General features: G+C 58.6%; 21 protein-coding genes. 13 read left to right on the forward strand and 8 right to left on the reverse strand.

The annotated features are described in order from the left end of the window. The first annotated feature begins 40 nt into the window (after positions 1-40). Together AAHE99_RS08225 and AAHE99_RS08230 are read left to right on the forward strand one after the other, a co-directional pair. Positions 41-220, forward strand: a complete 180-nt coding sequence (locus AAHE99_RS08225; RefSeq protein ID WP_342116341.1) for a hypothetical protein — start codon at positions 41-43, stop codon at positions 218-220. Positions 221-570: 350 nt separating this feature from the next. Continuing rightward, positions 571-981: a hypothetical protein gene (locus AAHE99_RS08230; RefSeq protein WP_342116343.1), complete on the forward strand. Its 411-nt coding sequence runs from the start codon at positions 571-573 to the stop codon at positions 979-981. A gap of 179 nt (positions 982-1,160) precedes the next feature. Here AAHE99_RS08230 and AAHE99_RS08235 read toward each other — a convergent pair whose 3' ends face one another. From AAHE99_RS08235 to AAHE99_RS08245, 3 genes are read right to left on the reverse strand one after another with little or no spacing between them, the layout of a single operon-like run. After that, on the reverse strand, positions 1,161-1,844 hold the full coding sequence (locus AAHE99_RS08235) for a response regulator (RefSeq protein ID WP_342116345.1): 684 nt from the start codon (positions 1,842-1,844) through the stop codon (positions 1,161-1,163). Beyond that, the gene (locus AAHE99_RS08240) at positions 1,834-3,405 is read right to left on the reverse strand and encodes an ATP-binding protein (protein WP_342116347.1); all 1,572 of its coding nucleotides are present in this window, start codon (positions 3,403-3,405) and stop codon (positions 1,834-1,836) included. The genes AAHE99_RS08235 and AAHE99_RS08240 overlap by 11 nt, the downstream gene beginning before the upstream one ends. A 19-nt stretch (positions 3,406-3,424) precedes the next feature. Continuing rightward, the gene (locus tag AAHE99_RS08245; protein ID WP_342116446.1) at positions 3,425-5,299 is read right to left on the reverse strand and encodes a potassium transporter Kup; all 1,875 of its coding nucleotides are present in this window, start codon (positions 5,297-5,299) and stop codon (positions 3,425-3,427) included. Between the two features lie 250 nt (positions 5,300-5,549). Between AAHE99_RS08245 and AAHE99_RS08250 the strand changes: the two genes are divergently transcribed. The 3 genes from AAHE99_RS08250 to AAHE99_RS08260 all read left to right on the forward strand — a co-directional run bounded on the left by AAHE99_RS08250 (position 5,550) and on the right by AAHE99_RS08260 (position 8,281). After that, on the forward strand, positions 5,550-6,803 hold the full coding sequence (locus AAHE99_RS08250) for a putative Na+/H+ antiporter (protein WP_342116349.1): 1,254 nt from the start codon (positions 5,550-5,552) through the stop codon (positions 6,801-6,803). A 149-nt stretch (positions 6,804-6,952) separates the two neighbouring features. Next, positions 6,953-7,252 (forward strand): hypothetical protein, encoded by a 300-nt coding sequence (locus tag AAHE99_RS08255; protein ID WP_342116351.1) that lies wholly within the window; start codon positions 6,953-6,955, stop codon positions 7,250-7,252. Positions 7,253-7,315: 63 nt separating this feature from the next. Next, a complete protein-coding gene (locus AAHE99_RS08260) occupies positions 7,316-8,281 on the forward strand; it encodes a sodium:calcium antiporter (protein ID WP_342116352.1) in 966 nt (321 codons plus the stop codon). Here AAHE99_RS08260 and AAHE99_RS08265 read toward each other — a convergent pair. Then, on the reverse strand, positions 8,278-8,856 hold the full coding sequence (locus tag AAHE99_RS08265) for a hypothetical protein (protein WP_342116355.1): 579 nt from the start codon (positions 8,854-8,856) through the stop codon (positions 8,278-8,280). The genes AAHE99_RS08260 and AAHE99_RS08265 overlap by 4 nt on opposite strands. A gap of 107 nt (positions 8,857-8,963) precedes the next feature. Here AAHE99_RS08265 and AAHE99_RS08270 point away from each other — a divergent pair, with 107 nt between their 5' ends. Genes AAHE99_RS08270 through rodA form a run of 3 tightly spaced genes read left to right on the forward strand, consistent with a single transcriptional unit; the run spans position 8,964 to position 12,724 of the window. Then, positions 8,964-10,694 carry a cation:proton antiporter domain-containing protein gene (locus AAHE99_RS08270; RefSeq protein ID WP_342116357.1) on the forward strand — a complete coding sequence of 577 codons (1,731 nt, stop codon included), beginning with the start codon at positions 8,964-8,966 and terminating at the stop codon, positions 10,692-10,694. A 24-nt stretch (positions 10,695-10,718) separates the two neighbouring features. Then, positions 10,719-11,552, forward strand: a complete 834-nt coding sequence (locus AAHE99_RS08275) for a universal stress protein (RefSeq protein ID WP_342116359.1) — start codon at positions 10,719-10,721, stop codon at positions 11,550-11,552. Between the two features lie 53 nt (positions 11,553-11,605). Beyond that, positions 11,606-12,724: a rod shape-determining protein RodA gene (rodA, locus tag AAHE99_RS08280; protein WP_342116361.1), complete on the forward strand. Its 1,119-nt coding sequence runs from the start codon at positions 11,606-11,608 to the stop codon at positions 12,722-12,724. A 338-nt stretch (positions 12,725-13,062) separates the two neighbouring features. On the opposite strand, the gene AAHE99_RS08285 is transcribed toward rodA, so the two are convergent. From AAHE99_RS08285 to AAHE99_RS08295, 3 genes are read right to left on the reverse strand one after another with little or no spacing between them, the layout of a single operon-like run. Beyond that, on the reverse strand, positions 13,063-14,400 hold the full coding sequence (locus AAHE99_RS08285) for a DUF389 domain-containing protein (protein WP_342116363.1): 1,338 nt from the start codon (positions 14,398-14,400) through the stop codon (positions 13,063-13,065). A 14-nt stretch (positions 14,401-14,414) separates the two neighbouring features. Further along, entirely contained in the window at positions 14,415-15,563 is a 1,149-nt protein-coding gene (locus AAHE99_RS08290) for a YbdK family carboxylate-amine ligase (RefSeq protein ID WP_342116365.1), read from the reverse strand. A 1-nt stretch (position 15,564) separates the two neighbouring features. Continuing rightward, positions 15,565-16,752 (reverse strand): cation:proton antiporter, encoded by a 1,188-nt coding sequence (locus AAHE99_RS08295; RefSeq protein ID WP_342116367.1) that lies wholly within the window; start codon positions 16,750-16,752, stop codon positions 15,565-15,567. A gap of 146 nt (positions 16,753-16,898) precedes the next feature. On the opposite strand from AAHE99_RS08295, the gene AAHE99_RS08300 reads away from it, so the two are divergent. Genes AAHE99_RS08300 through AAHE99_RS08310 form a run of 3 tightly spaced genes read left to right on the forward strand, consistent with a single transcriptional unit; the run spans position 16,899 to position 17,832 of the window. Next, entirely contained in the window at positions 16,899-17,288 is a 390-nt protein-coding gene (locus tag AAHE99_RS08300) for a hypothetical protein (protein ID WP_342116369.1), read from the forward strand. Between the two features lie 2 nt (positions 17,289-17,290). Continuing rightward, positions 17,291-17,548, forward strand: coding sequence for a DUF5985 family protein (locus AAHE99_RS08305; RefSeq protein ID WP_342116371.1), 258 nt, complete (start codon positions 17,291-17,293; stop codon positions 17,546-17,548). Next, entirely contained in the window at positions 17,548-17,832 is a 285-nt protein-coding gene (locus AAHE99_RS08310; RefSeq protein WP_342116374.1) for a DUF5985 family protein, read from the forward strand. The genes AAHE99_RS08305 and AAHE99_RS08310 overlap by 1 nt, the downstream gene beginning before the upstream one ends. Here the strand turns inward: AAHE99_RS08310 and AAHE99_RS08315 are convergent. After that, positions 17,827-18,303, reverse strand: a complete 477-nt coding sequence (locus tag AAHE99_RS08315; RefSeq protein ID WP_342116376.1) for a MarR family winged helix-turn-helix transcriptional regulator — start codon at positions 18,301-18,303, stop codon at positions 17,827-17,829. The genes AAHE99_RS08310 and AAHE99_RS08315 overlap by 6 nt on opposite strands. A gap of 195 nt (positions 18,304-18,498) precedes the next feature. On the opposite strand from AAHE99_RS08315, the gene AAHE99_RS08320 reads away from it, so the two are divergent. Both AAHE99_RS08320 and AAHE99_RS08325 read left to right on the forward strand, forming a co-directional pair. Continuing rightward, positions 18,499-19,407 carry a GGDEF domain-containing protein gene (locus AAHE99_RS08320; protein ID WP_342116379.1) on the forward strand — a complete coding sequence of 303 codons (909 nt, stop codon included), beginning with the start codon at positions 18,499-18,501 and terminating at the stop codon, positions 19,405-19,407. A 439-nt stretch (positions 19,408-19,846) separates the two neighbouring features. Continuing rightward, positions 19,847-21,067, forward strand: coding sequence for a hypothetical protein (locus AAHE99_RS08325; RefSeq protein ID WP_342116381.1), 1,221 nt, complete (start codon positions 19,847-19,849; stop codon positions 21,065-21,067). Positions 21,068-21,306 lie beyond the last annotated feature (239 nt).

The raw sequence follows: 21,306 nt of genomic DNA on the forward strand, positions 1-21,306 counted from the left end.
ACACCTTCACAAACGCCTGAGACGACAAGCGGGGGCACTGATGACTGCGCAAGAAGAGGGCATTGGTCGAATGATCAAGAAAGGCCTCAGCACGAACGATCGGAATAGCCCCGAGGACGTGCTGGAATGGGCTATTTGTCTTGGCAGAGACCTCGGTGTCACTGAGTCTCGCGTCAAGGAGATCTTCCGCGATATCCGCGAGGGGAAGATCACCTTCTGAAAGACTACATGGCTAGGATCGGTTTGAATCTTGCGCCGTGCTCGCACTGGCTCAATCTTTTAATTGACTTGTCTTCCGCTGCCTGGCAAAGGCTAGCTACGCGTTCGTAGCACCCTTCATAGCCGAGTTCCTTCAAATCCTGATTGATCAGTTTCAAATATCGCCGTTGTTTGCGTGGCTCGGTAAGCGTGGAGCTTGAGGTTTGCGCTGTTGCCACGCTCGAGGGGCGCCGAACGTTTGCAGAAGGATGTCTGCTTGCAAAGATGTATTAGAGGTCGTTACTGCTCCTCCGCTTGTAGAAAGGCAAAGGGTATGATCAGATTGGTGATATCGGTTGTCGGGGTGTGGTCATGCGTCTCCGGATCGAAGGTTCGCGCATGCTCTCGATGCTGATAGCTGGCGTTATCCTGCTAACCGGTGCATTTCTGATTGGGCTCGGTACGATCTGCCTGATTCGACCGGTGCTCGCCGAGCGTTTTCTGATGTCGTTTGCCAGTTCGGCGACGCTGCATCTGGTCGAGCTGGCCGCGCGCGTCTTTGTGGGTGGTGCGTTGTTCATGCATGCACCATCTTCAGCATATCCGGTGGCATTATCGATAGCCGGTATGGTTTTGTTGGGCACGTCTGCCATCCTATTGTTTGCCCCATGGCGATGGCATCGACGCTTCGCGCTGAAGACTGTGCCGATCGCACTGCGATTCACCCGCCCCATGGGTGCTATTGCTATTGTCATGGTTGTTTTGCTTGGGGTCGCCTATTGAATGTACTGCAGGCAACGTGTATTCATTCTGATGTCGAACACCAGATCAGGGACCGTGTCGGGTCATCGGTCATTGAGAGGGCGAAGCTGGTCCCTATCCACAACAGCTTCTTTGGAGCTTGTGTGAGCCGCTGCAATGAAGGCCGATTTTTTCGGCTGGCATCCTCCCGGTCGAAATCATTAAAGAATCATGCGGTAACCAATGCCAGTTTCGGTGGTAATGTGCCTTGGGCGGGCTGGGTCAGCCTCCAGCTTTTGCCGAAGGTGCCCCATATAGATACGGAGGTAGTGCGCACGATCGCTGTACCCCTCGCCCCAGACTTCGCGCAGTAATTGGTTATGTGTGAGAACTTTGCCTGCGTTCCTGATCAGCGTCGAAAGCAGCTTGTATTCAGTAGGTGTCAAATGCACCAGATCAGGTCCGCGGTGTACTGTGCGTTGCGCAAGATCCAGAATGATCTCACCGAAACGGTAAATGGGCGCGATGGAACCCACGTGCTGGCGCAGATGGGCTCGAATGCGCGCCTTGAGCTCCGCACCACCAAATGGCTTGGTAAGGTAGTCATCAGCGCCGGCATCGAGCGCGGCGACCTTGTGCGTCTCGTCGGCGCGCGCAGACAGAACAATGATAGGCATTGCCGACCACTCGCGTAGTTGAGAAATGACGGCCACTCCATCCATGTCAGGAAGACCGAGATCGAGCAGGAGCAAGTCTGGCTTGCGCGCAGCAATCTCAGCCATTCCCTGGCGAGCGGACGATGCTTCGGCGACGAGCATGCCGTCTGTTCCGAGCAAGGTGCGCACAGAGTACCTAATCGATGCATCATCCTCGATCAATAGTATCAGGACATTTTCAGAGCCCATCTGGCGCTTCTTCCAACTGTGGCGCAGGGGCCATCGGGAGAGAGAAAGTAAAACGGGAACCACCCTCGGGCAAACTCTCCGCCCAGATGCGTCCATGGTGCGCATCAATGATGGCGCGGCAAATAGACAGGCCCAGGCCTGCCCCGCTAGTCGTCGATTCGGCCTGGCCACGCGCGAATTTTTCAAATACTTCCCATTCCAGGCCTGTCGGCAGCCCGGGCCCTCGGTCTTGCACGGCAACGAGCAGCATCCCTGGCTCAGTTCTCGCGGTGATACGGATGTATTTTCCTTCAGCTGCGTACTTGGCACAGTTATCCAGCAGATTGCACAGGACGCGTTCGATCAGGATGGCATCGAAGCGCGCGAGCGGAAGCGCTGGCGGGATGTCGATGTCCACCTGGAAGTGGCAAAGTGCCGAGCCAAGGTGTGCGAGCGCACCGCCGACTAGCTCCTCCACCATTTGCCAATCGCTACGAAGCACAACTTGACCCGTTTGCAGCTTGGCCATGTCCAGTAGATTTTGCACCATTGCGTTCATCCGCAAGGCGTTGGACTGGATGGCTTGCAGCAGGTCTGATCGCAGCGAGTCAGGCAAGGGTATTGGCTCGGTGAGCGATCCAGCCATGCCTGCAATGGCGGTTAGCGGGGTGCGCAAGTCATGGGAAATGGCGCTGAGCAGGGAGTTGCGCAGGCGCTCCGATTCGATCGCAAGTTGGCGGTTGCGGGCTTCGTCCACCAGTTGGGCACGTTCGGCAGCGATGCCGATCTGAGCGGCCGCCGTCTGAATCATGCGCTCATGTTCTGCAGTGGTGTCGCTGGACTGCATAGACAGGATCAGTACTCCTTGTGCTCCACCGGGCGCTTGAAGTGGCAGATAGCCGACATTGCCGACATGGATGCCGTGATTACCCACCTTGCCGCTGGGTAGGCAGTCGAACACGCGTTGTGCCGCCGCCTGCAGTTCGGTGCCTGGCCGCGCAACGCCAGCGGGAGGATGTAGCATGCCTTGCTGATCGCAGAAGAGCAAATACGCATCGCATGGAAACAGTAGTCGAAGATGGCGTATCCCCGTCTGACCAACGTCGTCCCTGGTCGCTGCTCCTGAGAGCGCCTGCGAAAGCCCGAAGAGCGCTTGCGTTGTTCGCTCGCGTGTGTGGGACAGGAAGAACTGCTGGCGCAGGCTAGCGGTCAAGGTGCTCACGATGAGTGAGACGACCAGCATGATCATAAAGGTGAACACGTACTCGGTGTCAGCCACCGTAAGCGAGTTGTACGGCGGTATCAGGAAAACGTCGAAGGCCAGCACGGCTACGAATGAGGCCATGACGCCCGCTGCTCGACCGAACCTGATCGTCAGAAGTACGACGGTCAAGAGGTAGATCATGACCAGGTTCACTGGATCGAGTACCCCTCGCAGAACGACGGCGCCAAGCGTGGTCGCGGCGCAGGCCGCAATGACGCAGCCGAGTTGAAATATAGACTCGGAGGGAGCGCCGCTTTGAGACGCCTGTCGGTGGACCTCAAGCGTCAAGTCGGCTGTGCCGAACAGGCGGGCAAGCACAGATCGGCGTTCCTTATGATCAGATCTCAATCTGGGCACCTAGTTCAATGACACGATTGGGCGGTACTTGGTAGTAGTCCGCAGCGTCGCGCGCGTTGCGCGACATGGCGGCGAACAGGTTTTCGCGCCAAGGCATCATTCCGCTACCAATGGTAGGAATCACAGTATGACGTGCAACGAAGAACGACGTTTCCATTATTTCAAATGGACGATCAAGCTGGCTGCAGCGCGCTAGCATAACCGGAATGTCCGTTTCGTCCTTAAACCCGCAGAAGATACTGACCTGGTAACAATCGTGCCCCAGGGCCTCGACCTTCATGCGTTCAGCTTCAGGGACCGTCGGTATCTCTAGATAGACCACGGTAAGAAAGATAATGCGCTCATGAATGATCTTATTATGCAACAGGTTGTGGAGCAGGGCGTGTGGCACGCCATCGCCTTCCGCCCGGAAGAACACTGCCGTGCCAGCGACGCGTTCCGACGGTTCCGTGAATAAAGTGTGCAAGAACTCGTTCAGTGGCAAGAAGTGCCGACGTAAGTTGTCGAATACCAGCTCGCGCCCACGGTGCCAGGTCAGCAGGACGACCATCATACTGCTGCCGAGCAGGAGAGGGAACCAGCCCCCATGAGCGATTTTGAGCGTGTTCGCGGAGAAGAAGGCCAGGTCGATGAACAGGAAGATGCCGGTTGCGGCCCAACACAGCAGGAGGTTGTATTTCCACTGGAACCGGATGACGAAGAACGTAAGGATGGTTGTGGTGAGCATGGTGAGCGTCACCGCAATGCCGTATGCGGCAGCAAGGTTGGACGAGGAGCCGAATCCAACGACGGCTAGCAGAACTACAGCGAGCTGAAGCCAATTGACCAGCGGGATATAGATTTGGCCGATTTCCTGGGACGACGTGTGCTCAACACGCATGCGCGGCAAAAAGCCCAGGGAAATGGCTTGTTGGGTGACCGAGAAAGTGGCGGAGATCGTTGCCTGCGAGGCGATCACTGTGGCCATTGTCGCGAGGACCACGAGCGGATACACGCTCCACGCGCCCAGTTGATGATAAAAGGGATTCGTCACGGCGGCGGGGTTCGCCAGCAACAGACCTCCCTGGCCAAGATAGTTCAAGCTGAGTGCCGGGAAGACAACGCAGAACCAGGCCAACCGGATGGGCTTTTTTCCGAAGTGCCCCATATCGGCATATAGCGCTTCCGCTCCGGTAAAGGCAAGGAAGATCGCGCCCAGTGCAGCAAATGCCATGCCGCCATTGTGGGTCAAGAATTGAAGAGCGTAGAGAGGATTGAGCGCCCGCAGGATAAGCGGATTGGCAGCGATGTTCACGATGCCCATCGCGCCGAGAACGAAGAACCACACCAGAACAATAGGTCCGAATAGCCTGCCAATACGAGCCGTACCGTGCCACTGGACCGCGTACAGGCAGACGATTACCGTGGCAGTAATGGGCACCACGTAGGGCGTAAACGCTGGTGTCGCAACTTCGAGCCCCTCGATTGCCGACAGGACCGAAATGGCTGGCGTGATCACGCCGTCGCCGAAGAACAAGGCGGCGCCAGTCAGGCCGATCAGCATGACCGGGATGTGCCAGCGCGAGGCTTTGCCGACTGCTGACATGGCGAGGGCCATCAGGGCCATGATGCCGCCCTCGCCGCGGTTGTCGGCGCGCAGGATCAGCGCGACGTACTTAAGTGAGACGATCGCTGTCAGGCCCCACATAATAAGAGAAACCACGCCAAGCAGGTTGGCTTCGGTCAGGGGAACGCCATGTTCGGAGGAGAACACCTCTTTCATGGTGTACAGGGGACTGGTTCCGATGTCACCGTAGACGATGCCGATGGCGGCAAGGCTGAGTGCGGCGAGCGAACTTTTGTTGGTATTGGACATTGTTAACCGAATGGCATTGGAAAGTACTTTACGATAGCGATCTCCGTATAAAAAAGGTGTAAAAATCGCCCGGGCTGTGAACGGGCCGATGGGTCTTGGCAGCAGGCTTGTTCTTTGCGCTGTTTGCAACATTTTTTTCTTGGCATTACAAATAGCGTATAATGAACCGAAAGGGTGTTCGCACAATCTCGTGCGACAGGATTCGCGTAGGTCGGGCCGCCACGTGTGATGTTTCTCGCCCTGACCTCTGATGCACCCAACTTCCATTGAGCTGCTCGGCGCAGCGCTGTTCGGCATCGCCGTATTGCATACTTTTTCCACTGGCTTTTTCGAGCGCATGGCGCATCGCCATGCGCGCCATGCTGGCATCTGGCACCTGCTTGGCGAAGTGGAGGTTGTGTTCGGTTTCTGGGCAATGGTGTTGGTGCTGTTCATGTTCTTCATCAGCGGCAAGGACGATGCCACCCGCTATCTCGATACACGCAACTTCACCGAGCCGCTTTTTGTGTTCGCCATCATGGTGATCGCAGGCACCCGTCCCATTCTGCAGTTTGCGGCCCGTACCGTTTCACTGATGGCGCGTGGCCTGCCGCTGACACCCAACGTCGCACTGTACGTTCTTGTGCTGACGGTCGTGCCTATCCTGGGTTCGTTTGTTACGGAACCTGCTGCAATGACACTCGCAGCGCTGATGTTGCGCGAGAATTTCTACCGCCATCCGTTATCCAACCGATTGAAGTACCTGACCTTGGGGACGCTCTTTGTGAACGTATCCATCGGCGGTACGCTGACGACATTCGCCGCTCCCCCCGTACTGATGGTGGCAAACGTCTGGGGCTGGACCGTGCCATTCATGCTCACGACCTTTGGCTGGAAAGCTGTGGTGGCTATTGTGGTCAACGCCTGCATTGCTGCTTTCTGGTTCCGCAAGGAGTTGGCTGCGATCGACAGTAAGCCGGAGCACGTCGACGCCGTGCCCTTCCCAATGGTCATTGTGCACCTGGCGTTCCTGGTGCTCGTGGTGATGTTTTCACATCATCCGGCGGTGTTTCTTGGTGCCTTCCTCTTCTTCCTTGGTATCGCACAGGCATACGGGCGTTACCAGGATCCGCTGATTCTGAAAGAAGCCTTGCTGGTTGCGTTCTTCCTCGGTGGGCTGGTGGTGCTCGGGGGGCAGCAGGGTTGGTGGCTTGAACCGCTGCTGCTTGGCCTGAACGAGAATGCAGTCTTTTATGGCACGGCCGCGCTCACCGCGATCACCGATAATGCCGCGCTGACCTACCTGGCGTCGCAAGTCCAGGGACTATCCCCTCAGTTCCAGGTCGCCCTGGTTGCGGGTGCCGTAACTGGTGGCGGGCTCACTATCATCGCCAACGCGCCAAACCCGGCTGGTGCCGCGATTCTGCGTGAGGGATTTGATGACGGTGCGATTCGGGCAGAGCTTCTGCTGCTTGGCGCGTTGTTGCCGACGATCGTTGCAGCAGGTGCCTTCCGCATCTTGTGACTGCGTGAAAAAGTGAACTGAGCGAGGTTGTTGTTGCGGGCCGAGGAAGAGTTGCTTACGCAGGTGGGCCGAAAGGCCCTTGGGGCCTCGCACGGCGAGGCTCCCTTTTTCGCTGGTAGGTAAGCGTATCCATTGCGAGAGGAATCATCATGGTGATCGGAAAGATTGGCGGTATTGTCCGCTCCAGTTTCGTCAGGCCCATTGTTCGCCGGCTTGCAACTGATCCTGCACAACGAGACCTGTTCGTTCTGCGCGGGACCGTCGTGCATGTCGACCTTGGACAGCGCCGGTTTGCTTTGAGGCAGGAGGGGCGCGCCTATAACGTCGCTTGGTCTGCCGGTACCGAATTTGTCGGAACTGACGCGCCGTCCATGCAAGGTGCGGAAGTTTGTGTCAAAGGCAAGTTGGTATCGAATGATTTCCAGGCGGATTCTGTCATCGCTGCGTAATGAAACGGGTATGCGGGTTGGCACCTACAGTCTCTCCTCCCGGATTGGAAGTCCAGTGATCCCATGAATGTTTCGACGGCATGGCTGCATGGGGGATCACTTCTGGCTGCGACTCTTTTGGCGGGTATTGGCGGTGAGATGTTCGTGCGCGGCGTTGTGGGTACCGCGCAGCGCTTGCGCTTGTCCGAGCTACTGGTGGCGATGACGATCGCCGCCTGCGCTACCTCGGCGCCGGAGTTGACCGTGACAATCATGGCGTCCGCCGACGGCAATTCGGCGCTGGCGATGGGGGATGCGCTGGGCAGCAACGTCACCAATATTCTCCTGATTCTGGGGGCGGCTTTGATGTTCGGCCGGCTGTCAGCCAGCATGGCTGCGCTGCGCTGGCACCTGGCCTGCGTGCTGGCTGCACCGCTGGCTGCCGGCGCGCTGTTGGCAGATGGCAGCCTGTCGCGTACGGATGGCGCCCTGCTGCTGGGCGGATTTGCCGGTTGGCTGGCGGCGACGATCGTCCGCATCCGCCGCGCCCCGGCGGAACCGTCGGATGTGGCGGACGGGCACGGGGTTCGGCCTGCGGCGCTGCTGACGGTACTCCTCATTACGGGCGTGGCAGTGCTGGCAGTGGCGGGCCGCCTGTTCGCGCAAAGTGGACGTGCCCTGGCGGTCCACTTCGATTTGCCGGATGCGGTGGTGGGTGCCACGGTGGTTGCGTTGGGGACTTCGATGCCCGAGCTGATGACGACGCTGGTGGCGCGCTGGCGCGGTCATAACGACGTGGGGCTGGGTACGCTGTTGGGCAGCAACCTGTTCAATGGCTTGGCGATACTCGGCACGGCAGCAGTGATGGCACCGATCCGGCCGACATTGCTTCCAGTGTGGGTGATGCTTGCCTTTGGCGTGCTAGCGGTGCTTTTTGTGATGCCACGCCATGGGCACTTGGGACGACTGCGCGGCGCCGCCATGCTGGCGTGCTACGGGTTGTATGTGGCGGCGCTGGGGGCGGCGCTCGGGCTGGATAGCGTGCGTTAGGTGTCCGGCCTGCACCCTCCCTGGTGCGTGATGGAGACGTTGTTGACGAGAAGTTCGATACGCATGCGCTTCAAATTGCTGAGGACCTGTACGCGGCGCCAGGTTGGCCACCAATCGTATAGGAAGATCTGCACCGGCCGCCACAAGGCGACCCAGCCGATGATGGTGAGACCTTCGCGGAAAATGGCGGTAGTCGGCCCCGTGCCTTGCGAACGCAGGAAGTCAGCGAGGAGGATGCAGATGGTAACAAAGGCGCTGCCGATGAGAAGGCTAAGCCGGCCTTGCCACAAGAGGTCAGACAATTCAGCGCGTGCGCTCTGCCGGGTAAGTGCGTAATGCTCGCGCAATGCGCGCGATAGGTGTGCAGCCTGCCCTGTATCGGATGGCGCCTGCTCCAAGTGCACGGAAAGGTGCAGCTGGCTGTTGGCTGGATAGCGTCGGGCCCACCTTTCGATGTGCTGGTCGGCGGCGCGGTCCAATTCCTGGGTGAAGAACGGGGACGGATCGAGCGAATTGAATAACTCGTTGAGCGTGCCGACCTTCAAATGCAGGTGGTGTACGGGCAAGTGTTCCATCAGCAGTGGCTCCGGCAAGCAGTAAATACAGGGATGCGGTAGAGCGGTGAGGTGTGGTGCCAAGCCGCCAAATATTTTGATTAACGCTACATTAGCTGAAGGGCAGTATGTCAGTCCATCATTTACGCGAAGCGCTGCTGTTCCTTGTCCTTGCCGGTGTCCTGGTGCCGGCATTGCAGCGCATGCGCGTCAACCAGACCGTGGGTTTCCTCCTGGTTGGCATCCTGTTCGGACCGCATGGCGTTGCTAGCTGGCTCCCCGGCCTGCCGTCATTGGAGTGGCTCAGCTTCCGCGATGTCGAAGCCATAAAACCAGTGGCGGAACTGGGTATCGTTTTCCTGATGTTCATGATCGGGTTGGAATTGTCCCCGAGCCGCTTGTGGTCGTTGCGCCGTGACGTGTTCGGCACCGGTATTGCTCAGGTGACGGTGACGGGCTTACTGATCGGGTTGTTTGCCCTTGCATTCGATAACACAGGGGCGGCTGCGGTGGCCATCGGGATCACGCTGGCCATGTCTAGCACTGCAGTTGTAATGGATCTGATGAGCCGCCAGCATACGCTACGCACCACCCTGGGGCAGAAGTGCTTTGGGATTCTCATGTTGCAGGACCTGGCGGTAGTGCCGGCCTTGATCCTGATCGAAGGACTAGGGAAGGGGCGCGGGCAATCCTTGGGACTCACACTTGTGCTGGCAGTGCTGCAAGCAGCAGCCACCATCAGCGTACTGTATTTCCTGGGGAAGCGCGTCACCAAGCCGCTGTTTGCTTCACCTGCGGTGCAACGTCAGCCGGAAGTGTTCGTGGCCCTGATCTTGCTGTTGACCCTCGGCATTGCAGCACTGACTGCATGGAGTGGGCTGTCATTAGCGCTTGGTGCGATGCTGGCGGGGCTTCTGCTTGCAGACAGCGAATTCCAGTATGAAGTGGAAATCATTGTCGAGCCCTTCAAGGGATTGCTGCTGGGACTATTTTTCATGGCGGTCGGAATGGAGATCGACTTGCGTGTCGTGGCCGCCTATCCCCTTCTTTTACCGGCTTCGGTGCTGACGCTGTTGGTTTTGAAGGGTACGGTGGTGGCGTTCCTATTGCGGGGGCTTGGCTGGCGGCGCGCAGTGCACGGTGGCCTGTTGCTGGGGCAGGGCGGGGAGTTCGCCTTCATTATCCTGGCCTATGCGGTAAGTACACAGGTGCTCTCGCGTGAGGGAAGCCAATTCCTTTTGCTCGTGGTGGGGCTGAGTATGTTGTTGGCGCCGATAGCGGCAGCAGCTGGCGCCATGCTGGTCCGGCGCGGTGAACGCGGCGACGACACTTCGCCGGCCCCTGCGAGCAATATGGTGACGCGGCTCAATGGCCACGTGATCATCGGTGGCTATGGCCGTGTCGGTCAACTGGTGGCCGACGTCTTGAAAAAGCAAGGTTTCGCCTATGTAGCGGTAGAGCGTGACCGGCATTTGGTTGAGGTCGCCCGGCGTGAACGCCGCGAAGACTGCGTGTTCACCGGCGACGCGTCCTTGCCCGAAATGATGCAACGGCTGGGCAGTACGCGTGCGGCCTGCGTAGTGTTGACGATGGACGACCCACGTGCCGCGCTGCACGCCGTCGCTGCGTTGCGGCGCCATTATCCCGAGCTTTGCTTACTGGCGCGCGCACGCGATGAGCGGCATGCCCGGGCCTTGAAGGTGGCAGGGGCGACCGAGGTGGTATCCGAAGCCGTTGAGTCCGGACTGCAATTGGCATGCTCCGCGCTCACGGCGGCGGGCATGCCAATCGGTGCCGCGGACTTCCATGTGGACCGCGAACGGGAAGAACTGCGCGCCAAGATAGATGAGCCCCGGTAGATGAATGAGCATCGAGGAGAAAAAATGACGACGTATAAGACCATCCTGGCGCACGCCGGGCCACCGTTTGACGCTGGCGTTGCGCGCGTCGCCGTTCAGCTGGCGCAGGCATTTGATGCGCGTCTGGTGGCGGTCGCCTGTTCCGGCATCGAGCTGCTACTGTCGCCGGGGTTGGTCGAGACTGGGAACGAGACGCTGGCTAGGCATTTGATGGATAAGATAGACGTCGCTAGCAGCGCGCTGGAACAATTGCGGGAAGTGGCAACGGTGGCGGGGGTGGCTGTACAGACCCTTCGCCTCAACGGGAGGGCGGAGAATGAGCTGATGGAGCACATGCTTTATGCGGACCTGGCTGTGGTAGGTCAGGGTCTTGAACGTCGCCAGGTGCGTAGTGGCTGGCGGACCTTGCCGGAGCAGTTACTACGCAATGCGTCACGTCCAGTCCTGGTGGTACCCGACGGCTATGCAGGCGCAACCTGCGGCCAGCGCGTATTGGTGGCCTGGGATGGCAGTGCCGCTGCGGCGCGCGCTGTATCAGCCGCAATTCCCTTGCTTTCCAAAGCCGCTGTCGTAGAAGCCGTGACGTACTCCACTGATGATGGCTTCAATGTGCCGGGCGAAATTGACTCACTTGCAACCTTCCTATCCTCACACGGTGTGTATGCGCGTACGCGTTTTCTGCGGGCGCGGCGTAATGTGGATATCGGCGAAGCGATGCTGGGGCATGCACGCTCTTCAGGCGCTAACCTGTTAGTCCTGGGCGGCTATGGGCATACAAGGTTGCGAGAGCTGGTGTTGGGCAGTGTCTCCACCACCGTCATGCGCGGCTTGCAGGTACCTGCTTTGTTCGCCCATTAATCATTCTTTTGTTCGTTCACTGTTTTCACCACTTTATACATCCAGTTATTGGTATGCGCAGTTCGATTTCCTCTTCTATGTTTGGCCAAGTTGGCAAGCTTCTTTATCTCGATAAGACCCTCCTGGCACTCCTGCTGTCGCTCCTGGTCGCCAGTACATTGACAATGTACTCGGCTGCCTACGATTTTCCCGGTCGCTTCGCACTGCATCTCAGGAACATTACGGTGGCGGTGAGCATCATGATCGTGATCGCAAACATTCCGCCCACGATCCTGATGCGATTTGGCCCTTATCTATATGGAACAGGTGTCTTGCTTTTGCTGGCTGTCGATCTGTTCGGCACCATAAAGAAGGGCTCGCAGCGCTGGCTGCATATCGGTTTCGAATTCCAGCCATCGGAGCTGATGAAGATCGCCACGCCATTGATGCTGGCATGGTATTTTCATACGTATTCGGATATTCGGCGCACCCGTTTGTTTGTGGTGGCTGGCGGTTTGCTGTTGGTGCCGGTGCTAATGATTCTCAAGCAACCAGACCTTGGGACCTCTATCTTGGTGTTCGCGGCGGGTTTCTATATCATCTTCCTTGCTGGACTGCCATGGAGGGTGCTGATCACTATGGCCGGGACCGCGCTATTAACAGCCCCGTTCATGTGGCCAATGCTGCACGACTATCAGCGGGACCGGATCCTGACCCTGCTCAACCCGGAGGCCGACCCGATGGGTAAAGGCTTCCAGATTCGGCAGGCGATCATTGCCATCGGCTCCGGCGGTCTTGCCGGCAAGGGCTGGATGGAGGGCACCCAGGGTCACCTTGGTTTCGTGCCTGAGCGTTCAACCGACATGGTGCTGTCAGTGTTCTCGGAAGAATTCGGGTTGGCCGGTATCGTGGCGCTGCTCCTTTTGTTTTCCTTTCTGATTGTACGCGGCACGCAGATTTCGATCGGCGCGGCGACCCTTTACTCACGCCTGTTGGCCGCGGCAATGTCGATGATCATTTTCACCTACGTGTTCGTAAACATCGCGATGGTGAGCGGGATGGCGCCTGTCGTTGGTATCCCATTGCCATTTCTCACTTACGGCGGAACTGCGCTCGTGACGATTTGCACGGCGTGCGGCATCCTGTTGGGAGTTCATCGCGAGGCGTGCGGTGTGATTGTTGGCAAGAGGTAAAAGAGGTTGATCAAATGGCAGTCCGATGCATGGCGCACCGGGCGCCACGATCCTTCTCTTCTGAAGGCCGACTATCCGGAGGCCAGTTCGAAACAATGCTTAAACCGGAGCGACGCCCATACATGGTCAACGAGCGTGCCGTAGTAACGGCGCTGCTGATTCCGGGTGGGTTTTCCAGTGGTTCAATTGCCGTCCCCACTAGCAAGAGGGCTCAGATCAGTGATCCGCAAGTGCGTAAGCTAGCGGATGACATCATCGCTACCCAGCAACGCGAAATTGGCGAAATGGAGCGATACATCGATCGCCTCGAGACGCAACGATAAGGCGCCGGTGTTCGCCTACCGGCGCTTTTGGCCGCCCTCCAGGGTCAGCCGGGCCAGCTCATTCTTGGTGCGCGCCTGGAGCCAGGCCGTTGCGCGGCGGGCCTCCGCGCTGGCGAACGGGCGTGTGCAGGCGGCGGTTAAGGTTGGCACCTCGGTTCCCGCCGACGTAAGCGCCATGCCAACCATCACCTCATCACATTGCGGAAACTGCGCCGCGAACTCGCGGGCAATATCCCCAGCATTGCGGCGCCATTGATCGTGTTGCGATAGCTCGTGCTTCAGTTGGTCGATTGTTGCCTCGCGCTCACGCAGTCCCTGTTGCGTGTCACGGAAGATCTCGCCCACAATATCCGCTTTGAGTACGCCTACATCGACCCGGCTGTCTTCGGCCTGGTGGACTTTGAGTTTCGTATCGGGCAAACCGGCTGGAGCGAGTTTGCCTTGAATGCCGGCTATCACGCCAGCCGCCAGGCGCCGCCCGATCAATGTCAGCTCGATGCTGCGCTGTTGTGGCGACAGGCGCACGTCGACGACGTGGGCGCTTTGGTCGCTGAACTGCTCACGCACGAATTGACGGGCACGGCTGCGGAACACCTCCTGTTCGACCAATTGAATCGCAAGGTAGATACTGGGCAGGGCCGTCACGGTAACGACCAGCAGCAAGGTGCGCTTCACGCGTCGTTCCACCTGCTGATCCACGAATTTCCGGTGCGGTAGCCGAAGGTACTCAATTACGATGACAGCTGCAGCGGCGATGAATACGCAGTTGATGGAAAAGAGATAGAAGGCGCCGCCAAAGACGGACCAGTCGCGGTTGGCCAGTCCATAGCCCGCCGTGCAAAGCGGGGGCATGAGTGCCGTGGCGATCGCGACGCCGGGAATGACATTGGATTTCTCTTTACGCGTCATGCCAATCATCCCTGCCAAACCGCCAGCGAGCGCAATCAGCACATCCCACAAAGTTGGGGTCGTGCGGGCCAAAAGTTCCGATTGAGCTTCGTCGAGCGGGGTGAGAAGGAAGTACAGCGTGGCAGTCGCCAGGCTGATTCCTGCTGCGATCGCCAGGTTGGCCAGTGAGCGCCGGATCAGGGCAAAGTCATAAATGCCAATGCCGTAGCCGATCCCTACGATCGGTCCCATGAGCGGCGAAATGAGCATGGCCCCGATAATGACTGCCGGCGAATTGATGTTGAGTCCGATCGAGGCAATAACGATGGCGAAGATCAGGATCCATGGCGTGGCACCCCGCAACTCGACGCCGGCGCGCAGCGCGCTGTCGATAACGTCGTCATCCGCTTTGTCGTGCAGCAGGCTGAAGCGATGGGAGCGGGGCGTAGCTTGGTTTTCGGTCAAAGTTGCGGTCCTTTTCAATCGGGATTTGCTCTTAAGTCCGCCGCTGGCGATTGCTGGAAGCGCTCGATCGCAGCGGCCACCATGCCCTCGACGCTGCCTCGCTCGTCAAACTGGGTGCGCAGGTAGTGGGCGTCGCCACCGGTATGAGTCACCTGATATATGTGGTCCAGCGCGGCGCTGCTGCCAAGCGTGCGCGCATACGGCTCCAGCTTCCGCAACGTCGTCAGGATATCTTCACGCAGTACGATGCTTTCATGCCGCTGTGGATGGACCAGCGTGCCATCGAGGCCAAAGCGGCACGCCTGGAATCGGTTGTAGTTGTAGACCAGATAGTCCCTCTCCTGTGGCGGTGGTTCGTTGCGATCAAGCAGCCAGGCGCACAGCGCTTGCAGGTAGCCCGCCAGCGCTGCAGCACGTTCAACCGTGAGCGGGGTATCGCAGACGCGCAGTTCGATCGTGCCGTACTCCGGTTTTGGTCGAATGTCCCAGTAAAAGTCCTTCATGCTCTTCACGACGCCGGTATGCTCCATGTGGGCGAAGTAATCGCTCTCGAAGCTGGACCAGTCGAGCAGGAACGGTGCGCGTCCACTAAGGGGAAAGGCAAAGACCGAATTCAAGCGCGCAGAGTTGAACAGGGTATCGCTGCCCTGGATAAACGGCGACGATGCGGAAAGGGCGATGAAGTGCGGCACAAAGCGGTTCAAGGAGTGCAGCAGGAACAGCGCGTCGTCGCCGGAAGCGCAGCCGATATGCACGTGCTGGCCAAATACGGTGAACTGTTTCGCGAGATAGCCGTAGAGCGCGGAGACTTCCTTGAAGCGCGGCTTAGCGTAGATGCGCCGCTCATTCCAGCGCTGGAATGGGTGGGTGCCGCCGCCGCATACGCCAACATTCAGGCGCTTGCCGGCCACCACCAGCAGATCCCGTATTTCCTGCAGCTGCTGCAGCAAGGGACCGTGTGCGGTCTGGACCGAGGAGTTGATCTCGATCATGCTTTCGGTGATCTCGGGCGTGACATTGCCGGGAAACGGGCGGCGTCCCAGTAGATCGAGCATATCCGGCGAGGCGGGCGACAGATCGTAATCACTGGCACTGACCAGTTGCAGTTCAAGCTCGACGCCCATGCTCAAGGCGGCCGATTGGGAGAATGGCTGCAGCGGCATATTAGTCCTTTCGCTCGCTTTGGGTTTCGCGCGCGAGGCGCAGTGCAAGATAGGTCAGCGCGGGACCGGCCACCTCCAGTAGTAGGGCCATGGCTGCCAGGGCGTCGAGCCGGTCCACCAGCTGCAATTCCATATAGCGTGATTGTTCGAGCAAGAGTAAGGCGAAGACGGACATCGGCGCCAGCGCTATGCCGGTCAGGTAACCCTTACGCAGCGTGATGCCGCTGGCGCGGGCAGTGGCGCTGCTGACCGCGATCTTGATGGCCATGCGCGCGAGCACCAGCGTCACGCCCAGTAGCGCACCGGCCCAGGCATGCTCCCACGCGATGGTGCTGGCCACATAGAAGAATAGGAGTACGCTTAACAGGTCGCCCAGCACCCCGAAATTGCGCTGCGTGCGGCTCAAACTGACTCGTCGATGGCGCGCAACCAGGCCAAAGGTCAATGCTGCAACGATCGGAGAGAGCTTTAATACGTGGGTGAGCGAAACTAGAAGCAGGACGCCGAAGGCGAAGGCGATCGTTCCATCGGCACTCAAGCGGCCCATGCGTCGTAGCCAGGCCGGAACGATAACCCCGGCAGTCACACCAATCCCTGCGGAGACCAGTAGAACAAATATGCTGTGCCAGCCGGCGCTCATCCAGTCGCCTGAGCTCTGGTAGACGCCGACACCAAGGATGATCTTGAACATGCACACGGCCATGACGCAATTGATTGCCGTGAGATGCAACACACGTTCCGTGACTTGGCCGGCGGCGCGCTCCTCGTTGATCACGCGTAACACGCTGGCGGGCGAAGTCGACATGGCTAAGGCACCCAAAAGCCAGGCGGAGAGGGATGACTGTCCAGCGAACTTGGCAAGGGATACGACGACAGCAAAGGTGAGCAGGCTTTCCAAAGCGCCCGTCAAGGCAATCCACGGATTGTCGCGCAACCACGCAATATTGATGCGGTAACCAAGCTCAAAAAGCATCAGGCCAAATGCGAGGTTGGCCCCGATCAACAGCACCTCGGCATTTTGATTGGCCAGGAAGGCAGATACGCTATTGCCAAATGCGAATCCAAGTATCGCGTAAATGCTGATGCGCGGCAGGTGTGTGAAGCGGCTGAAGACTTCACCAAGTACCCATGCCATGGCCAATGCAAATGGCCATGTAAGCAGCTGCAGATTGCTACTGAGTTCGAGCATAATTGCCTCCTGTTCTTGTTGTGTACAGCACTGGGGCGCACGTTACAGGCCGTATTCTTGCACCATATACACATTTGGTGCAATATAAAATCCTCGCAAGCAAGAGCTCTGACGAATCCAAGGCAGTCGGGCTGTCATAGCAAAATATGGAAAATACACCAATCCCTGACGACATTCGGCGCTACGTGCTTACCCGTGTCCCCTCGGTTCCATATATGGAAGCGATACTGTTGTTGCGTGAAAAGCGGGATGTCAGCTGGGAGGCTGAGCAAGTAGCGCGCAGGCTTTATCTGAGTGAAGGACAGGCCGATCTTCTGCTGCAGCAATTGCGAGATGATGGAGTCGTCCAGTTGATCCAAGGAAAGACCAATGCCTATTCTTATGCCCCGGTATCCGGTGAGCTGGGTGAGTTGATGGATCGCGTGGCGCAAGCATATATTACGAACCTGATCGCGATCAGCACGCTAATCCATTCGCGTGCCGGAGGTAAAGCGAAGATGCTGGCAGACGCGTTTGTTTGGAGAAAGGATAAGTAGCGATGGCTAGTTTGATCTATTTCCTGTGTGCGATTACCGCGCTGGCATGTGCTGTATTGGTACTGCGTAGCTATCGGAATACTCGACACCGTCTGCTATTCTGGTGTGGCCTGTGCTTTGCAGGCATGTTCGCTGGAAATCTCTTACTGATCATCGATCGCATTGTCATGCCCGACACCGATCTGTCGACCGTTAGGCTTGTTGTTGGATTAATCGCCCTATTGCCACTGCTGTATGGGCTGGTGTGGGAGGACGAGTGATGCTTAACGTGTGGCTCAGCGGCGCCATCTGCATGGCGGCACTCACGATTGCTCTATTCTTCCTGCGGTTTTGGCATCACACTAGCGATCGATTGTTCCTATACTTCGCGCTGGCCTTCGTGTTGGAGTCGGCGCATCGGTTGGCCTTTGTCTGGCCATCAGCCAATCTAGACGGTCCGCACATCTATATCCTGCGCCTGCTCGAGTACGCATTGATCATGTGGGCCATCATCCAGAAAAATCGCAAGCGCCCCGCCGAGGTGCCGGAAAATGAAGGGTCATAGGTCTGCAAGTGGCGTGCGAGCTGCGTTCGCCTTTGGCGCAACCTCGGTGATCAATGCTCCAAGGTCCTTTTCCAGGCGGGCCAACTGCTTGGGCGTCATTTTCTGAAGCGCTGCCGGTAGAACCCCACTAAACGGAGTGGGGGCCGACTTGAGAATTCTCTTTCCTTGAACCGTGGCGTTGAGAGCCACGGCGCGCCGATCAGTTTCGCTTGGTTTGGCCGCGATTAGCGTTTGCTCGACCAGGGCCTTGACCAGGTTACTGGCTGTGGTTTGATGGATATCGAGAGCTCGCGCCAGTTCGCTGACGCCAATCCCTGGGCGCTGGCTGATGACGCTAAGTGCCCACAACTGCGCTCCCCCGATGCCGGCGGTCCGTTCAACCTCCCGGAAGTGGGTGCGTACCGCATTGAATAGAATGCGGAACTGCCGCAATACACGGACGGATGGTTCTGTGGAATCGATGGCAGGCATGGCGTCATTTAAATTTTGGTGGCGGCAACATTGTACGCCGCTAAGCGCCCCAGGGAACAGGGCTCCCTGCGGGCGTCGCGCTAAAGGATTTGTGCAAATGCAAAAAAATGACCATATAATCAGTTCTTGTTTTCAGATGGCTGGCCGGAATTCATGAGCCGGTCTTCAATCCTCTCTGTGTCGGGAGCTAAACCCTTGAAGTCGCTTTTATTCAAGACGGAAGCCGAACTCGGCGCAATGCACTGGGCGCCCGATGGGCAGGACTCTGGTCGCTGGCAGCAGGTGCTGCGGGCTGCCTTCATCATACTGTTAATTGCGGGCATTGCCTGGCTCGAGTTCGTGAGTGGACCGGACGTCCATTTGTTCGTATTCTATTTGATGCCGATTTTGCTGGTAACGAACGGGTTCGGACAGATTGCCGGCATCCTGATGAGCATTCTGTGTGTCGCTTGTAATATCGCGGTCGCTTGGTTCGCCGACTCCGGCTTTGCGGTTCCGGACGTCCTCACGGCGGCGGCGCGACTGTTGATGTCGTTGCTGGTGGTGGTCGCCTGGGGGCGTTTGCAAGCGATGGGCCGGGCATTGGCGGAACTCAGTCTGACCGATCCGCTAACTGGTTTGCAGAACCGGCGTGCCTGCGTATTGCGGGGTGACGCTGAATTGGCGCGCATGCGGCGTAGCGGCGAGTGCCTGAGTCTGATGTACATCGATCTGGATAATTTCAAGTCGGTGAACGACAGTCATGGCCATAAGGGCGGTGACCGGGTCTTGCGCGCAACGGCGGATGCCTTGCGTGAGTTCCTTCGCCGAAGCGACTTAGCTGTCAGGATAGGTGGAGATGAGTTTGCGGTGATCCTTCCTGCCACGGGCAGAGTTGGTGGGCGCAGACTTGGGGAGGAGGTAAGCAGATGCCTCCGTCTCCTGTACATCAAAGAAGGTGTTGCAGTCACTGCGAGCGTTGGTGTGGCAACTTACTATACAGCGCCGGAATCGTTTGAGGAGGTCCTGCATTTCTCAGACCAACTGATGTACCAGATCAAACGCAATGGAAAAGATGGCGTCTTGCAGCAGGACGTTGGGCACCCGATGAACTCTTCGGAGTGAAGAGGCGCTGCCTTGAAAGCTCTTGGCCGGGGCAATCCTCAGAACTGCCATCGCACAGACGACATCACGCCACGTTCGAATTGAATCCTGTTTTCTCCAATTAATGGGGTGCGGTACGTTCGCCGTCGACTAACAGGGATTCCACCATCTAGGTAAGGGTATCCTACAGTGGGAGGCTATTGGTCAGTCAAATCGCATGTGGCTTCTCGTTACTTGGATCCTGCGGCAGGAGCTCACGTTCTACGATGCTGAACCGATCATAGCGCAATGTCAGGGTTCCGATGCTCAAACGTCGGCGGGCCAGCATATACCAGGAGCGGAAGTCCAACGCTACCCCGTTCGCCCCCATCAGGGTATCACTACGCATTGCCTGAAACAGCAGCTACCAGCCGGCTGCGGGGTGCCATATGGGGGCAACCAAGACGAGTAAAATGCCGACATGACATACCGATTCCTTCCACTATCCCTGGCTTTGCTTGCCACCCAGTGCTATGCGGCCGAATTGCACGGCCTACTCGATTTGCGCGCCGCGCATTCCAATTCCGGCCGCAGCTTCCTGGATGGCGGCATGGGCAAGACGCGCTATGACACCACGGCGCCGGCTGTGAGCATCGGCCAGGCGGTGCTGCGCGCGGAGTTCGATGTGCTCGATACCGTCAGTGCCGGCGTGGAGTTGAGCGGCGATGACCGGCACCACAATGTGGTCGATGTGCGTGAAGCCTGGATCGCCTGGAGTCCGGTGCCGTCCGGCGCGTGGAAGGGGCGCGTGAGAGCGGGGTATTTTTTCCCGCCTACGAGCGTCGAGATCGACTACGAAGGCCCGGGCTGGACGCCGACGCGCACCATTTCCAGCGCGGCCATCAACAGCTGGATCGGCGAGGAACTGCGCACCAATGGCGTTGAGTGGAGCGCGCGCCGGATGGGGCGCCATGTCGATGCGCCGTATGACGTCGGCGTGGTCGCGGCTGTCTTCACCGGCAACGATCCAGCTGGCACCATGTTGGCCTGGCGTGGCTGGTCAATCAGCGACCGCATCGCTGGACGGAACGAGGCGCTGCAACTGGCCGATCTGCCGGTGTACCGGGCTGACGGCGCCATTCCGCGCCAGTCGCGCACCATCCATCCGTTCCGCGAAATCGACGGAAGGCCCGGCTACTATGTGGGCGGCAACTTGCGGGCTGGCCGCGGACTGGATTTGGCGGCGCTCCATTACGATAACCGTGCCAATCCGCTGGCGGTGCAGGGCGGCCAGTACGGATGGCGGACGCGTTTTGATCATGCTAGTGTGGCCTGGCGTCCCGCGCCGGGCTGGGAATTGCTGGCGCAGGCCATGCGGGGCAATACGCTGATGGGAGCCAATGGCGTCGCACTCGATTTTCGCGCCTGGTATGCCCTGGCCAGCCGCCGCATCGGCCGTGGCACGCTGGCGCTGCGCTATGATCGCTTCAGTACCAGTGAGCACGATATCCTGCCCGATGATCCGAACAATGAGCACGGCCATGCAATGGCGCTGGCCTATCGGCTGCCGCTGGCCGACGGCTGGACTCTGATGTTCGAATATTTGTTCGTGCACAGTGATCGCTCTGCTCGTGACTTGATTGGCGAACCGAGGAAGCAGGCTGAGCGCAGCTTGCTGGCGGCGCTGCGCTGGCAGTTCTGACGGCCGGCACGGGGTGACGCGAGGTATGTCGACTGCACCCGCCAAGCCATCGGTTTGTGGATGGTGCGGCTCAGTGCGCGTGCCCAGCGCCTTAAGCGGCCGATGACGACGGCATCGCCGGGGGGGGGGGGAATGCAGGGCTCAGGGCGCTTGCCAGAGTCGCCCATTCCAACAGACTTCTCTGACCGACAATCTTCGCGAGCCATGACAGTACTTCGCTTCCCGGCCAGCTTGAAAGG

Origin of the sequence: Pseudoduganella sp. OTU4001 (assembly GCF_038440195.1) — a bacterium.
Lineage (GTDB): Bacteria > Pseudomonadota > Gammaproteobacteria > Burkholderiales > Burkholderiaceae_D > Rugamonas.

Coding starts and splice junctions, on each gene's coding strand:
- AAHE99_RS08295 (WP_342116367.1), bottom strand. CDS start 16,752: ATGCTCGAACTCAGTAGCAATCTGCAGCTGCTTACATGGCCATTTGCA.
- AAHE99_RS08305 (WP_342116371.1), top strand. CDS start 17,291: ATGGCTAGTTTGATCTATTTCCTGTGTGCGATTACCGCGCTGGCATGT.
- AAHE99_RS08300 (WP_342116369.1), top strand. CDS start 16,899: ATGGAAAATACACCAATCCCTGACGACATTCGGCGCTACGTGCTTACC.
- AAHE99_RS08255 (WP_342116351.1), top strand. CDS start 6,953: ATGGTGATCGGAAAGATTGGCGGTATTGTCCGCTCCAGTTTCGTCAGG.
- AAHE99_RS08265 (WP_342116355.1), bottom strand. CDS start 8,856: ATGGAACACTTGCCCGTACACCACCTGCATTTGAAGGTCGGCACGCTC.
- AAHE99_RS08275 (WP_342116359.1), top strand. CDS start 10,719: ATGACGACGTATAAGACCATCCTGGCGCACGCCGGGCCACCGTTTGAC.
- rodA (WP_342116361.1), top strand. CDS start 11,606: ATGCGCAGTTCGATTTCCTCTTCTATGTTTGGCCAAGTTGGCAAGCTT.
- AAHE99_RS08315 (WP_342116376.1), bottom strand. CDS start 18,303: ATGCCTGCCATCGATTCCACAGAACCATCCGTCCGTGTATTGCGGCAG.
- AAHE99_RS08225 (WP_342116341.1), top strand. CDS start 41: ATGACTGCGCAAGAAGAGGGCATTGGTCGAATGATCAAGAAAGGCCTC.
- AAHE99_RS08310 (WP_342116374.1), top strand. CDS start 17,548: ATGCTTAACGTGTGGCTCAGCGGCGCCATCTGCATGGCGGCACTCACG.
- AAHE99_RS08235 (WP_342116345.1), bottom strand. CDS start 1,844: ATGGGCTCTGAAAATGTCCTGATACTATTGATCGAGGATGATGCATCG.
- AAHE99_RS08250 (WP_342116349.1), top strand. CDS start 5,550: ATGCACCCAACTTCCATTGAGCTGCTCGGCGCAGCGCTGTTCGGCATC.
- AAHE99_RS08230 (WP_342116343.1), top strand. CDS start 571: ATGCGTCTCCGGATCGAAGGTTCGCGCATGCTCTCGATGCTGATAGCT.
- AAHE99_RS08245 (WP_342116446.1), bottom strand. CDS start 5,299: ATGTCCAATACCAACAAAAGTTCGCTCGCCGCACTCAGCCTTGCCGCC.
- AAHE99_RS08260 (WP_342116352.1), top strand. CDS start 7,316: ATGAATGTTTCGACGGCATGGCTGCATGGGGGATCACTTCTGGCTGCG.
- AAHE99_RS08325 (WP_342116381.1), top strand. CDS start 19,847: ATGACATACCGATTCCTTCCACTATCCCTGGCTTTGCTTGCCACCCAG.
- AAHE99_RS08290 (WP_342116365.1), bottom strand. CDS start 15,563: ATGCCGCTGCAGCCATTCTCCCAATCGGCCGCCTTGAGCATGGGCGTC.
- AAHE99_RS08270 (WP_342116357.1), top strand. CDS start 8,964: ATGTCAGTCCATCATTTACGCGAAGCGCTGCTGTTCCTTGTCCTTGCC.